We start from the raw sequence: 12,905 nt of genomic DNA, 5'->3' as shown, positions 1-12,905 counted from the left end.
GTTCTGCGTGGAAATCAACACCAAGGTCAAAGAACTACGCGACCTGGTGCGCTGGTGTGAGGGCATGGTATGGACATCACCCGAACGTCATGGAGCCATGACCGGCATCATGAAGAGCCAGATTGACTGGATACCTCTTTCTGAGGGCGCGATTCGTCCCACACAAGGCAAAACTTTGGCTGTCATGCAAGTGTGTGGCGGTTCGCAGTCTTTTAATGCCGTGAACCAACTGCGTGTCTTAGGGCGCTGGATGCGCTTGCTCACCATTCCTAACCAAAGCTCTGTGGCCAAGGCTTACGAAGAGTTTGAAGAGAATGGTCGCATGAAACCCTCCTCTTTTTATGACCGCGTTGTCGATGTGATGGAGGAGCTGATGAAGTTCACCTTACTCACCCGTGACATTGCGCCTTATTTGGTGGACCGCTACAGCGAACGTAAAGAGGACATGGAAAAAAAGCATGCGCAAACGCTAATGCAGCTTTAATTGATGGCCTCAGTGCAGCCGACCACGCAGTAGAACATGCCTCCATCTGCAGTGCAGCAGAAAGGGGAAACTCAAGGTAGTTTCAGTGATTTACAGGTATCAGGCGCGCTCTTAGAACCATGCGTTCGTTCTTGCTGTTGTACCGACATCACCCTATGTTTGAGTAGCACTTGGCCTTTGAGTCCGGGGTTTAATTTAACTGGTTCTGCATCAACCTCGGTGCATAGGCTGAGGGCTTCAGCCCTCCAAGCGATTTCTTGGGTCGCTCCTCGTTGTATTCCCGACGCCAGGCTTCGACAATGACCCGTGCATGCGCCAGACTTGTGAACCAGTGCTCGTTGAGGCATTCATCGCGAAACCTCCCGTTGAATGATTTGATGTAGGCGTTCTGGTTGCTCAAGGCTGGAGCGGGGGCTCACATGGCCTCAGCCCACAGCGGAATTGCACCCCCGCTATTTTTTTGTAGTCAACGCAAGCTGCACGCGGTTGCGTCCGTTTTCCTTGGCCTGGTACATCGCCTGATCGGCCCTTTGCATCAAGCTTTCCAGGGTTTCATCGCGTCCGCAAAACAGCGCCACACCGATGCTGGCGGTGCATGCGTGTTCGATGGCCGATGCGTCTGGCACGGACCGCAGCACATAACGTTCGGCCAGGCAGCGACGGATTTTTTCTGCCACGGCGATGGCCTGTACGCACGCTTCATCCAACTGAGGGGGCAAGGTACGCAGCAGCACCACAAATTCGTCGCCGCCGATACGTGCCACGGTATCGGCCGCACGCACACAACCCTTGAGGCGTGACCCCACCTCAATCAACAGCAGGTCGCCCATGCCGTGGCCGTGTATGTCGTTCAGGGGTTTGAAGTTGTCCAGGTCAAGATAGATCAGTGCGCCGTAGTGATGACTGCGCTTGCTCTCTCCCATCGCCTGATCCAGGTGCTCCAGCAGCAGGCGGCGGTTGGCAAGGTTGGTGAGGGTGTCGTGGAATGCCAACTGGCGCACTTGCTCCTCCAGGCGCTTGCGCTCGGTGACATTCCGCGTGATGCCGTGGTATCCAACCACCTCGCCTTTGGCGTTCAGGTCGGCCTTGACCAGTACCTCACCCCAGACGAGGCTGCCATCCTTGCAAAGCTGCTGGATCTCAAACTTGCGAAAGCTGGTTGGGCCTGCCGGCAGCGCTTTTTGTACGCTGAGATGGATCGCGTGCTTGACCAGTGCGCCAGCCTCTTCAGTAAGTAGCTCAAATACCGGGCGCCCGACCACCTCAGCGGCCTGAAAGCCGCGCAGGCGCTCGTCCGCCGGGCTGATATAGGTGATGATGAAATCACGGTCCATCTGCCAGTGCACGTCTTCCGCATCTTCCGTGAGCAGGCGGTAAAACGCTTGGCTCTCTTGCAGCTCTCGAGTGCGCTCGGCCACCAGTGCCTGCAAAGCGCGGTTCTGCTGCTGCAGGCTCCTGATTGGATAGACTTCATCGTCGTTTGTGCCATGAAACGGCACGGAATAGCTGCAATGCGCGATCATCCATGCGCCCGCTTCCAGGCGAAATACCAGCACCAGCCTCGTCACATGGTTGGCCATTAAATCGGCGTCATGGGGCAGGTGAATGCGCAAAGTCGCAGCGACAGAGACCACCTCAGTGCTGAGATCCTGCAGCGAGACGTCGGTCACTTCCATGCGAATGGGGCCTGGCACCTGCTCAAAATCTTGCAGGGTGATGCGGATCCACTCATCACGATCCTGGATCAGCCGCCCCCAGCTGCCGGTGAAACCCGTGAAGCTCTGACTAAAGCGTGTCGTGAGGCGGTCATCCCTTGAGGCATACATGTCAATGTACTCGTGGAACAACCCACGCATCATGCGCTCACGCTCCGGCTGTACGTGACTGATCGCTGTTTGGCTGGGCAATTGCATAGGGTGGTGTCTGGCACAGTGATGGAGTGAACGCTACCGAGAAATCAATAAGCAGGCTGGAGTGTCCATGTTTCCATCCTCTCACGTGTTCAGCTTCCATGAAAGCATGGTTTGCTTCCGTCTGAACGTCCTTCCCTCCCCCGCTTCGGTCAGGGATTTTTTTTGTTGTTTTGTGCCGGTGCTGCTGCCGTTTGCTCCTGCTGCTTCAGCCCGGAAAGTACGCCACAAGTCCCCCTCGTGATGAAGATGGGCACCTCCTCCAAGTGCGACAGATCTCCGTTGAGCACAATGCGCGCCTTGGGTTGTTGTGCAGGTGTGCTTGTTGGTTTTGGCTGCATGGAAGTTGCTCTTTCAAAAAAGAATTTCACGCATCATGCCGCGCCGGCTTGCATGGCGTCGAGCAGCTTCACCGCCAGAGGCTGCCGTCCTCGAGCATGCAACACCGTACAGGCCGCAGCCGGTTTTCGCACCCAGGCTATGTCCGTTGCTTGGGCATTTATGCCGCATTTTTCATCTGCAGGCCCGCTGCTGGTGCAGCAACTTGGACGCACTCAGCCCGCCAGTTTTTACCTTAACCGCATCTTCTGCGCACCGTCTCAAAAACAAGAGCTATCAGCGCAATATTGATAAAGCCTAGAGCCATAAAAGGCTTCAATTTCTCTTGTGGCGACATGGGCTGCGCCACAGCCGCTGCTGGCTGGACTTCCCCCCTTCATCAGGCACAACACGCCGCGCCCCTATCTGGCACGCAACCTGCTTGATATCCGCATCTTGTATACATCTAGGTATTCATCATGCTGATTGGCACATTCGACGAGTGGAAGCGCGCATACCACGAGGGCGCAGACCCAACACTGCTGCTGGAGCAACAGCGCCAAGCCTTCAAGGCCGATGACACGGCCTGGATCAGCATTGCCAGCGCGGACCAACTGCACGCGCAACTACAAGCCTTGAAGACGCTGGAAGCCAAGCACGGGCGGGCCCAGCTCCCCCTGTTCGGCATACCGTTTGCGGTGAAGGACAACATCGATGTGGCTGGTTTTGCCACGACGGCGGCCTGCCCTGCTTTTGCCTATACCGCACAAGTCGATGCGGTGGCAGTGCAGCGCCTGAAAAACGCGGGCGCCATCGTGCTGGGCAAGACCAATTTGGACCAATTTGCCACAGGCCTGGTGGGCACACGTTCGCCATACGGCGTGGTGCCCAATACGTGGGATGAAACGCTGATTTCTGGCGGCTCCAGCTCGGGCTCTGCATCGGTCGTGGCACGCGGTTTGGTGCCCTTTGCGCTGTCGACCGACACGGCAGGCTCTGGCCGTGTGCCGGCCGCGTTCAACCAAATTGTGGGCCTTAAGCCCACACCAGGTGCAGTGCCCAGCACTGGTTTGGTGCCTGCCTGCCGCACGCTGGACTGCATCGGGGTGCTGGCCCTGAATGTGGCCGACAGTGCCACGGTGCTGGCCCTTATGGAAGGGGTGGATGCAGGTGACAGCTACTGCCAGCCACGCCCTGCTTTGGCCCAGCACACACCGCTAGCGCAGCTGCGCGTGGGTGTGCCGCAAACGCGCCGACTGTCGGATGCCTATGAGGCCGCATTCCACACATTCGTAGCGCGTTTGCAGCCCCAGACCCAGGCGGTGCAGCCCATGGCTTTCGACATCCTGCAGGAAGTCGTCAACCTGCTGTACTACGGCCCGTGGGTGGCAGAGCGTGTGGTGGGGGCACGCAGCATTTACGAGGCCCAGCCTGAAGCACTGCTGCCCGTGATTCGCCAAGTGCTGGATGTGCACCAGCGCTTCACGGCGGTCGACACCTTTGCAGCGCAATATCGCCTGCAAGCCTTGCAGCAGCAGGCCGAAAAAATCTGGGAGACCGTCGATGTGCTGTGCGTGCCCAGTGCGCCGCGCCACCCCAGCATTGCCGAGGTGCAGGCCGACCCGATTGCGGTCAATTCCGAGTTGGGCACGTACACCAATTTTGTGAATTTGCTGGGCTGGTCAGCGATTGCCATTCCGGCCTCGCAACTGCCCAACGGCTTGCCGTTTGGCATCACCATGATTGCACCCGCATGGCGCGAACCCGATTTGGTGCGCTGGGCCCAGCAACTGGAGGCGCAGACACTACTGAGCGCAGGGGTGACCGGCTTGCACAGCAAGCCCACGGGGCCTTTGCCCACCTGGCAGGTGCCCGCACAGGGGGACACCCTGGAATTGGCCGTGGTGGGCGCCCATTTGCGCGGCATGCCGCTGAACCATGAGCTGCTTGCCTGCGGCGCACGCTTTCGTGAAGCCACGCACACGGCACCCCACTACCGCCTGTATGCGCTGGCAGGCACGGTGCCCGCCAAACCCGGTCTGGCACGTGCCGAGGATGGGGGCGCCATTGCCGTGGAGGTCTGGGACATGCCCGTGGCCAACCTGGGGCGCTTTGTGGCCGGTGTGCCCGCGCCGCTGGGCATTGGCACGGTCACGCTGCAGGATGGCCGCGCTGTGAAGGGTTTTATCTGCGAGGGCTTTGCGCTGACACAAGCCCAAGACATCACCGCATGGGGTGGCTGGCGCGCGTATTGCAACGCCAGCTGATGTACCCGGGCAGCCCACCGCCACCGTGCGCTGCCACGCTCGATTCAACACCCTAGGAACCTTGTATGCCTGCTGCTGCCAGCCTCGCCTCTGTCGCTTATGAAACACTGCGCCAGGCGCTGGACAATTTTCAGTACGTGCCTGGAGACCGCTTCAGCGAAAGCGAAGTGGGCCAACAACTGGGCATGAGCCGCACCCCCGTGCGTGAAGCCCTGGTGCGGCTGCAGCGCGAAGGCTATATCTCGGTGTTGCCCAAGATGGGCTGGGTGGTCAACCAGCTGGACTTTGCGGTGTTTGAGCAGCTGTACGACGTGCGCGCCGTGCTGGAGTGCGCCGCCGTTGATTTGCTGGTGGCTGCGCCAGACCTGGCGCACAGGCTGCAAGATTTGACGGCGCTGTGGTGCATTCCAGCCGCCGATCGCCTGTGTGAAAAAAGCGTGGTCTCGCGCCACGACGAAGACTTTCACATGGCTTTGCTGCAAGCCAGTGGCAACTTGGAGATGGCACGCATTCACCGCGACATTACCGAGCGCATTCGCATCGTGCGGCGCCTGGAATTCACGCGCAACTACCGCATCGATGTGACCTATGAGGAGCACAGCCGCATCCTGCAGGCACTGCTGCAGCGCGATGGTCTGCAAGCCAAAGTGCTGCTGCAAAAACACATTCGTGTCAGCCGCGATGAGGTGAAAAACATCACGCTGCATATGCTGCAAAATGCCAAGCGAAAAGTGGCGCTATCGCTTACTGAGTAAGCGATAGCAGCTACCAAAAAATAACTTTCTGTGGTGCCTTTGCAAGCTGCCGTTACAGCGCTAGCGGTGGGCTAGCAAGGCATGCAGCAGCGCACCATCGGGCTGCGCCAAGGCATTCAAAATGCTGAAGTGGTCTGCCCCTTCCACCGGTAGCAGTACATCGTGGGGCAGCCCTTGGCGGTACTGTGCAAACGCTTGGCTCTGCCTTTGCAATTGCTCCAACTCTGCCGTGCCATACGCGGTAATGAAGGGCTGGTGCACCAGCGGCAAGCGCAAGGGGCTGAGTTGCTGCACTTCGGTCTCTGACAACTGCAGCGCCTCATTCAAAGCGTTGTGCCGGATGGGGCCCAGGTCATAGATGCCGCTGATACCCAGGCCCGCCACCACGCCCGGGGCATGCAGCCCCAGCGCCGTCAAATGCCCGCCCGCCGACCAGCCGCACAGCAACACGCGATCTGCGGCTCCATGTTGCAAGGCATGTGCACGCACCGCAGCAATGCCTTGCAACACCTCTTGCACGATCTGCGTAAGGCTGGCTTGCGGCGCCAAGGTGTAGCCAATCAGCGCCGCATTCACGCCGTTTTGCAGCGCCCCCTCGGCCACAAAACGGAAGGTGTTTTTGTGCCGCATTTGCCAGTAGCCACCGTGAATGAACAGCAGGGTGGCCGCCCCGCTTGCACCTGCAAAGAAATCGAATTTTTGCCGTGCTTGCGGCCCATATGCCACATCGAGCTGGCCCTTGAAGTGCTGTGCCAGCGCAGCACTGCGCGCTTCAAAGTCGGCCACTTGTGCGGCACTGTTGGCGACTGCGCTGGTGTTGTCATAGGCGGCCTTGCGCGCCGCCGCATTCAGATGCAACAGCTTATCCAGCATCAGGCGGCTTTCGCGTGGTGGGCCACATGGCTGCTGAGCATCTCCGTCAACTCCTGGCGCACCGCATTGAACTCCGGCGCGGTGATGTGGCGCGGTCGCTCCAGCGGGATGCGGTAGTCGCGCTCCACCCGGCCGGGGCCGGCGGTCATGACCACCACGCGGTCGGCCAGCAGCACGGCTTCTTCAACCGCATGGGTGACGAAGATCACGGTCAACCGGGTCTTGGCCCAGATGTCCAGCAGCTCCTGCTGCAGCACTTCGCGCGTCAGCGCATCCAGGGAGCCAAAGGGCTCGTCCATCAGCAGCACCTCGCAGTCGTTAGCCAGCGCGCGCGCAATAGAGACGCGCTGCTTCATGCCGCCCGAGAGCTGGTTGGGAAAGTGGTCGGCAAACTTGCTCAGGCCCACCATGTGCAGGTAGTGGTCGGCAACCTCGCGCAGCTTGGCCTCCGGCAGCCCGCGCTGCTTGGGGCCAAAGGCAATGTTTTGCCGCACGGTCAGCCAGGGGAACAGGCCATAGTCCTGGAACACCATGCCACGGTCGGGCCCGGGTTCGTTGATCGGGGTGTGGTACATCTTGGCCACGCCGGTGGAGACGTTTTCAAAACCGCCCATGATGCGCAGCAAGGTCGATTTGCCACAGCCCGAGGCACCAATCAGGCAGATGAATTCGCCCTTCTGGATCTGTAAATTCACCTCTTTCAGGGCGTGGATAGGGCGGCCATTGAGGCTAAACACTTTGCTGACATTCGCAATGTCCAGAATGGGCGCAGGGGTGCGGTGTGCAAGGATTTCAGACATTGTGTTGCGGGCTCCACTTGAGCAGACGGTTGTTGAGAATGACCAGCAAACGGTCGGTGACAAAGCCGGTGAAGCCGATGACCACCATGCCCGCAATCACCACATCGGTGCGCGAGAGCATGCGCCCATCCATGATGGCTGCGCCCAGGCCCTCGGGCACGCCCGTCATCTCACCCACCACAATCAAAAACCACGCAATGCCGTGGCCCAGGCGCAGGCCGTTAAAGATGGAAGGCATGGCCGCCGGCAGCACCACTTGGCGGAACATGGAGGTGCCCTTGCAGCCCAGCATGGCGGCGGCCTCGAACAAACGCGGCTCGACCGACTTCACGCCGAACGTGGTGTTGATGACAATGGGAAAGAACGCCCCCAGAAACACCAGGAAGATGGCGGCATTGGGGCCCACGCCAAAAAAGATCATGGACAGCGGCAGCCAGGCCGTGACTGGCACCGGGCGCAACATTTGCAGCGTAGGGTCCACAAAACGGCGTATGGCGGCGTTTTTGCCAATCACCAAGCCCAAGGGTATGCCCACCAGCGCAGCCAGCGCAAAAGCCCCGTAGACGCGCGCCATGGACTGCAGCCAGTGGGTGGGCAGGGTGGCGCTGAAGGCATCGTCATAGATGCCGCCAAAAGCAAAGTCCCACAGCATCCATCCAACCTCTTGCGGGGAAGGAATCAGCATGGTTCCGCTGGTGCGCACCGCCACATCCCAGGCCAGCAACAACAGCAGGGGCAAGACGGCAGGTACCAGCCAGGTGGTCATCCAGACTTTGGCGGCACTGGGTGGGGGCGGCATCATCAGTTCCGCCGAGACGGAAGCCGCCGCATGGCTGGGCGCTGCGGCAGTTGCCGGCGCCGCGCGCACATGGGGGTCAAGGATGGAAGAGGGCATGGCAAATAGTCCCGAAGCTGGCAAAAAACACCATCAGTCTGGTGCGGCTGCAGCGGCCAACCCAGCCGCTGCGCGGTGGTGGATTACTGGGGGTTCAAGCCGGTAACGATGAAGCTGCTGTAGTCGGGCAGCTTGCGGATTTGCTTGCGCTCCAGCATCAGCGCGCCGTAGTACTTGCTGCGCTTGATCCAGTCTTCATCGATCTTCCACGTCAGCTCCACGTTGTCCGCCGCTAGGTTGGCCACATCGGCGGGAAAGCCCAGTTTGGCGCCCGCCATTTGCACCAGTTCTGCACGGTGGGCCATGGCGTATTCCGAGGCTTTGCGGTGAATGTCGAGGAACACCTTGGTCAAGGCCGGATCTTGTTTGACCGTATCGGCGTGCGTGGTCATGACCATGTTCACCTTGCCGGTGGGGGTGGAATAAGGGAACTCCAGCACCTGGCCCACACCACGTGTCACGCTGATGGAGGGGCCGGGCTCTGCACCCACATAGGCATCGATGTCACCACGCTCCAGCGCGCCCGCCATTTCGCTGAAAGACACGCGCACGGATTTCACGTCTTTGATGGTCATGCCTTCGGACTGCAGCCGGTCGTTGAAGACGGCCTCCTGGGTGGAGCCGGGCAGGATGCCAACGCGCTTGCCTTTGAGCTCCTTGAAGCTGCTGATGCCGCTGCGCTTACCCACCACAATCGCCATGCCGCCATTGCAGGTGGGTGCCACGATGACCACCGGCTCACCCGCAGCAGCGCCCAGTGTGGCCGCAGCCAGGCCATAAGTGCCAAAGTCCACCGACTTGGTGACCACGGCGTTTTTGCCGTCGGTGGGCGTCTCAAACGGGATCACTTCGATCTTGTAGCCTGCGGGTGTGAACTTGTCATAGAAGTAGGGCGTGATGCCATGGATCAGCTTGAGCGTGCCCACCTTGATGACCTTGTCTTGCGCGTGCGCCGCAGTGGGGGCGGCCACAGACAAAGCCAGTCCACAAGAGGTCAAAGAAGCGAGCAAAAGGCGGCGAGACAACATGGCAAATCCTTTGTGATTGAAGACCTGATAAAAACGTGCCGCGCTTGCATACAAGCAAGTACACAAGCACTTGAGACCTATCAATGCAAGCGCCATGCCAACTTTTTGACCACTGCTCGGTGTTGAAAAATGGCCTTGTCGCGCATATTTATGCACGGTATGCGTCATCCATGCACCATGGATGCGCGCCCAGCCCGCACACGTGCACCAGCGTTGCGTCAAGGTGCGCGTTTGCGAGCACGTCCCACACACCGCTGTGTGCCGCATGACTTACGGTGCCAGCATTACGACTTTGTTTGAAAGGATGCAGACCATGGCTTTCTTCACCCCCTCCCGTACCCTGCTGGCCGTTGCCGCCACGTGCCTGGCACTGAGCGCGCAGGCCAAATCTCCCGCGCAGTGGCAAGCGCTGACGGCACCGCTCCAAGTGAACTTGGAGCAAGCGATTGCCCACGCCACCCAAGCCGTGCCGGGCAAAGTCATCGAGATTGAGCTGGACGATGGCGATGGGGCCGGCGTGCGCTACGAGGCCACCGTGCTGACGCCCCAGAACGACAGCGTGGAAGTGTGGGTGGATGGCAGCAGCGGCCAAGCGCGCATGCACCAAAACGATGGCAAGGCCAAGCGCAAAGACCTTGAGCGTGCACAGGCGGCCAAGATTGATATCGTTCAGGCTGTTCAAGCTGCCACGCGCCACACCGCCGGTAAAGCCGTCAAAGCGGAGCTGGACAACCATTGGGGCACGGTCACCTACCAGGTCGATGTACTGCAGGCCGACCACACCATCATGGAAGTCAAGCTCGATGCTGCTGACGGCAAAGTGCTGCGCGCCAAGCGCGATTAACCCCCTTCACCGCTAACCACCGCTTGCGCGGTTGCCTGCCATGTCCCCTGCCAAAGTTGCCCTGATTGCTTTACTCACCGCCTTGCTGGGCGTGGCGGGGGGCTATTTTTTCTATGCCAACACCGTGGCGCGTTATGACGCCACCAGCAGCGTCTGCGTGGCCATGCAAGAGGCGGTGAAAGCCCAAATGCTGACGCCCCAGCAAGTGCGCTCGCTGGGCGTGCTGTCTGGCAGCACCCTCAAGCGCCATTACAGCTCGGTCGCCAGCAAACTGAGCATTGCCCCAGAGTCCGTGGCCAACGCCTCCGCACAATCGGTATGCAGCCAGTTCTTGGTGGGTGTACACCAGTCCCCCTAAGCCTTGGTGCCACGCGCCCTGGGGCTGGCGTGCGCGGGCCCCTTCCCTTGTGCCTTGTACGTTGTGCCATGCGGCATCCGAAGTGGTAAGCGCACCTGCGGTACAGGTTAGCTAGCAAGCGTCGCCCACACCGTGCAGGTAAGCAGTAGCGATCGGGCTTGGGTTTTATAAGCATCTGGAAGTGCGCAGGCCCCAGGCTGGGTATATTTGCAGCGCCACCTGCGGCCTAGCTGGCGGCAAACTCATTTTTCATGAGCAATTAGCGCTTGATTTACCTTTGATTCAGATAGTTTTGATATCAAAAACAAGTAAATAAAAGCGCTAACAGCTCTTTTTTTCATAGTCTCTCAACAGGCTGCCCATGGCAGCCTTTGCTTTTCCCATGAAACCCGCCATCCGCATTGTGGACGTTGACCGCCTTGAAACATGGAGCAAATACAAGCCCGGCATGTGTGACACCTGCGGCGCCAACTGCTGCACCATGCCGCTGGAAGTACAGCTGAGCGACTTGGTGCGCCTGGAGCTGATCGATCAATTTGAAGTCGACAACGTCGACCACAAACTAATTGCCAAACGCCTGCTCAAAGCCAAGCGCATTGACCACTACAACCCCAAACACAACATCTTCACCATGGCGCGCCGCGCCAGTGGCGACTGCAATTTTCTGGATGCGCACACCCGCCGCTGCACGGTGTACGACAAGCGCCCCGAAACCTGCCGCCTTCACCCAAAGAAAGGGCCCAAGCCCGGCTGGTGTGCGTACGGAGATGCACGCATACGCTGAGGTGGGAGCATGGATATGCCCGCCCTTTGGATGGCCACCGCCTGCTGAGACACTGCACAACACCAATGGCTAGCGGTGCGCAAACGCGGCAGCGAATGGGGATGTAGCCCCGTGCCACCGTGAGGGGGCGATTGGGGGCCACAGCATTGGCACCCCGCCTTTACAGCGCATGAATATCGACCATAAAAAAAGCAGCCCAAGGGCTGCTTTTTTGTGTCGCACACGCTGCTTATGGCTCTGGTGCCATATCGATAGGAGGCTCTTCAATTTTGGTGGCCTGAATCTTATCGATGATCTTGCCATCCATGTCCACCACCTCAAACTCCCAGCTTTCCCAGACCACTTTATCGGTCTCCGAAGGCAGCTTGCCAGTCAGCAGCATCAACATGCCACTGAGGGTTTGGTAGCGGCCTTTTTCCTCCTCGGGCACCGTCTTCAGGCCCAAGCGATCTTTGAGCTCCATGATGGGAATGTGACCGTCCAGCAACCAGCTGCCATCATCACGCTGCACCGCCCACGCATCGCTGGGGTCTTCGGTGACAAACTCGCCGGTAATGGCCTCGGTCACATCGCGCACGGTGACAATGCCTTGCACTTCACCGTACTCGTCGATCACAAAAGTCATGGCCGAGCCTGATATCTTGAAGTTCTCCAGCAACTCCATGCCTGTGATGGTTTCAGGAATGTAGATGGGCTTTTGAATCAGCTCTGAAGATTCCCGCAGGTCACGCTTGCCCTTGAGGGCATTGGCCAGCCACTGGCGGGAGTTGATGACACCCAGCAGATTCTCAAAATTGCCATCAATCACGGGATAACGGGCGTGATCCTGCGATTCAAGGATGGCCATATTGGCTTCAAACGGCAGGCTCACGTCCAGGCACACCACATCCGAGCGCGGCACCATCAGCGAGGAGATCTGGCGATCATCCAGACGGAACAGATTGCGAATCATGGTGTGCTCGTTTTGCTCGATGGCACCCGAAGTGGTGCCCTCGGCCAGCACCGCATGAATTTCGTCTTCTGTCACCGACGATTCGTTGCTCTCTTTCACACCCAAAATTCTCAACAAGCCTCGGGTGGACGATGTCAGCAATAGCACAAACGGCTTGGTCAACTTCGCCAGCAGGTTGATGGGGCGGGCCACCAGACGGGCAATCGATTCAGGGTTAGTCTGTCCCAGGCGCTTGGGCACTAACTCGCCCACCACGATAGAGACATAGGTGATCACCACCACCACGACAGCGGTCGAAACGGTGCTGGCGTAGTTGGCTGCCATCCCCATTTCAATCAACCACACAGACATAGGTTGCGCCAGCGCAGCCTCACCAAAGATACCGTTGAGCACACCAATCGAGGTGATACCAATTTGGATGGTGGAGAGAAAGCGCGTAGGGTCTTCGCCGAGCTTGAGCGCAGCAGCTGCGGCGGTATCGCCCTCATCGATCAATTTTTGAAGCCGTGCCTTGCGCGCTGTAACCAGCGCAATTTCAGACATGGCAAACAAGCCATTGAGAACAATGAGGGCGATAAGTATAGGAATTTCCATGATGGTGTTGAGCGTCCTTTCAAACTCGCTCTAGCAAACAATA

13 protein-coding genes and 1 pseudogene are annotated in these 12,905 nt (G+C 59.1%); 7 read left to right on the top strand and 7 right to left on the bottom strand.

The window, feature by feature from the left end:
• Positions 1-484 (top strand): arsenical resistance protein ArsH (arsH, locus tag B3R00_RS01280; RefSeq protein ID WP_286996967.1); only part of this gene is annotated, 484 nt, incomplete at its 5' end.
• Between the two features lie 190 nt (positions 485-674).
• Here the strand turns inward: arsH and B3R00_RS01275 are convergent.
• Together B3R00_RS01275 and B3R00_RS01270 are read right to left on the bottom strand one after the other, a co-directional pair.
• Positions 675-890: pseudogene (locus B3R00_RS01275) on the bottom strand (integrase core domain-containing protein); the annotation flags it as partial.
• Between the two features lie 46 nt (positions 891-936).
• Positions 937-2,397, bottom strand: coding sequence for a diguanylate cyclase domain-containing protein (locus tag B3R00_RS01270; protein WP_286996965.1), 1,461 nt, complete (start codon positions 2,395-2,397; stop codon positions 937-939).
• 246 nt (positions 2,398-2,643) lie between these two features.
• On the opposite strand from B3R00_RS01270, the gene B3R00_RS01265 reads away from it, so the two are divergent.
• The 3 genes from B3R00_RS01265 to B3R00_RS01255 all read left to right on the top strand — a co-directional run bounded on the left by B3R00_RS01265 (position 2,644) and on the right by B3R00_RS01255 (position 5,734).
• Positions 2,644-3,024 carry a hypothetical protein gene (locus B3R00_RS01265; protein WP_286996964.1) on the top strand — a complete coding sequence of 127 codons (381 nt, stop codon included), beginning with the start codon at positions 2,644-2,646 and terminating at the stop codon, positions 3,022-3,024.
• 167 nt (positions 3,025-3,191) lie between these two features.
• Positions 3,192-4,979 carry an allophanate hydrolase gene (atzF, locus tag B3R00_RS01260; protein WP_286996963.1) on the top strand — a complete coding sequence of 596 codons (1,788 nt, stop codon included), beginning with the start codon at positions 3,192-3,194 and terminating at the stop codon, positions 4,977-4,979.
• 65 nt (positions 4,980-5,044) lie between these two features.
• Complete coding sequence (locus B3R00_RS01255) at positions 5,045-5,734, top strand: GntR family transcriptional regulator (protein ID WP_286996962.1); 690 nt, start codon at positions 5,045-5,047, stop codon at positions 5,732-5,734.
• 60 nt (positions 5,735-5,794) lie between these two features.
• Here B3R00_RS01255 and B3R00_RS01250 read toward each other — a convergent pair whose 3' ends face one another.
• The 4 genes from B3R00_RS01250 to B3R00_RS01235 form a co-directional block, all read right to left on the bottom strand.
• Positions 5,795-6,607, bottom strand: coding sequence for an alpha/beta hydrolase (locus tag B3R00_RS01250; protein ID WP_286996961.1), 813 nt, complete (start codon positions 6,605-6,607; stop codon positions 5,795-5,797).
• Complete coding sequence (locus B3R00_RS01245; protein WP_286996959.1) at positions 6,607-7,407, bottom strand: ABC transporter ATP-binding protein; 801 nt, start codon at positions 7,405-7,407, stop codon at positions 6,607-6,609. Before B3R00_RS01245 ends, B3R00_RS01250 begins: the two co-directional genes overlap by 1 nt.
• Entirely contained in the window at positions 7,400-8,302 is a 903-nt protein-coding gene (locus B3R00_RS01240) for an ABC transporter permease (RefSeq protein ID WP_286996958.1), read from the bottom strand. The genes B3R00_RS01245 and B3R00_RS01240 overlap by 8 nt, the downstream gene beginning before the upstream one ends.
• Before the next feature lie 83 nt (positions 8,303-8,385).
• Positions 8,386-9,330, bottom strand: a complete 945-nt coding sequence (locus tag B3R00_RS01235; protein ID WP_219163365.1) for an ABC transporter substrate-binding protein — start codon at positions 9,328-9,330, stop codon at positions 8,386-8,388.
• A gap of 313 nt (positions 9,331-9,643) precedes the next feature.
• Here B3R00_RS01235 and B3R00_RS01230 point away from each other — a divergent pair, with 313 nt between their 5' ends.
• From B3R00_RS01230 to B3R00_RS01220, 3 genes are all read left to right on the top strand, one after another.
• The gene (locus tag B3R00_RS01230) at positions 9,644-10,174 is read left to right on the top strand and encodes a PepSY domain-containing protein (RefSeq protein WP_286996957.1); all 531 of its coding nucleotides are present in this window, start codon (positions 9,644-9,646) and stop codon (positions 10,172-10,174) included.
• Positions 10,175-10,214: 40 nt separating this feature from the next.
• A complete protein-coding gene (locus tag B3R00_RS01225; RefSeq protein WP_286996955.1) occupies positions 10,215-10,532 on the top strand; it encodes a hypothetical protein in 318 nt (105 codons plus the stop codon).
• Between the two features lie 382 nt (positions 10,533-10,914).
• A complete protein-coding gene (locus tag B3R00_RS01220) occupies positions 10,915-11,316 on the top strand; it encodes a YkgJ family cysteine cluster protein (RefSeq protein WP_286996954.1) in 402 nt (133 codons plus the stop codon).
• Positions 11,317-11,545: 229 nt separating this feature from the next.
• Here the strand turns inward: B3R00_RS01220 and B3R00_RS01215 are convergent, their stop codons facing one another.
• A complete protein-coding gene (locus B3R00_RS01215) occupies positions 11,546-12,862 on the bottom strand; it encodes a hemolysin family protein (protein ID WP_286996952.1) in 1,317 nt (438 codons plus the stop codon).
• Positions 12,863-12,905 lie beyond the last annotated feature (43 nt).

The sequence above is a fragment of the Comamonas sp. UBA7840 genome (assembly GCF_002501455.1).
GTDB classification, from domain to species: domain Bacteria; phylum Pseudomonadota; class Gammaproteobacteria; order Burkholderiales; family Burkholderiaceae_C; genus Comamonas; species Comamonas jiangduensis.
The sequence above is the reverse complement of the archived record's forward strand: the minus strand, read 5'-3'. Positions and strand labels throughout refer to the sequence as shown.

What these genes read in the sequence shown, in the direction of transcription:
- B3R00_RS01220 (WP_286996954.1), top strand. Translation starts at nt 10,915, where the DNA reads ATGAAACCCGCCATCCGCATTGTGGACGTTGACCGCCTTGAAACATGG.
- B3R00_RS01270 (WP_286996965.1), bottom strand. Translation starts at nt 2,397, where the DNA reads ATGCAATTGCCCAGCCAAACAGCGATCAGTCACGTACAGCCGGAGCGT.
- B3R00_RS01250 (WP_286996961.1), bottom strand. Translation starts at nt 6,607, where the DNA reads ATGCTGGATAAGCTGTTGCATCTGAATGCGGCGGCGCGCAAGGCCGCC.
- B3R00_RS01215 (WP_286996952.1), bottom strand. Translation starts at nt 12,862, where the DNA reads ATGGAAATTCCTATACTTATCGCCCTCATTGTTCTCAATGGCTTGTTT.
- B3R00_RS01245 (WP_286996959.1), bottom strand. Translation starts at nt 7,407, where the DNA reads ATGTCTGAAATCCTTGCACACCGCACCCCTGCGCCCATTCTGGACATT.
- B3R00_RS01230 (WP_286996957.1), top strand. Translation starts at nt 9,644, where the DNA reads ATGGCTTTCTTCACCCCCTCCCGTACCCTGCTGGCCGTTGCCGCCACG.
- B3R00_RS01255 (WP_286996962.1), top strand. Translation starts at nt 5,045, where the DNA reads ATGCCTGCTGCTGCCAGCCTCGCCTCTGTCGCTTATGAAACACTGCGC.
- B3R00_RS01240 (WP_286996958.1), bottom strand. Translation starts at nt 8,302, where the DNA reads ATGCCCTCTTCCATCCTTGACCCCCATGTGCGCGCGGCGCCGGCAACT.
- B3R00_RS01265 (WP_286996964.1), top strand. Translation starts at nt 2,644, where the DNA reads ATGGGCACCTCCTCCAAGTGCGACAGATCTCCGTTGAGCACAATGCGC.
- atzF (WP_286996963.1), top strand. Translation starts at nt 3,192, where the DNA reads ATGCTGATTGGCACATTCGACGAGTGGAAGCGCGCATACCACGAGGGC.
- B3R00_RS01225 (WP_286996955.1), top strand. Translation starts at nt 10,215, where the DNA reads ATGTCCCCTGCCAAAGTTGCCCTGATTGCTTTACTCACCGCCTTGCTG.
- B3R00_RS01235 (WP_219163365.1), bottom strand. Translation starts at nt 9,330, where the DNA reads ATGTTGTCTCGCCGCCTTTTGCTCGCTTCTTTGACCTCTTGTGGACTG.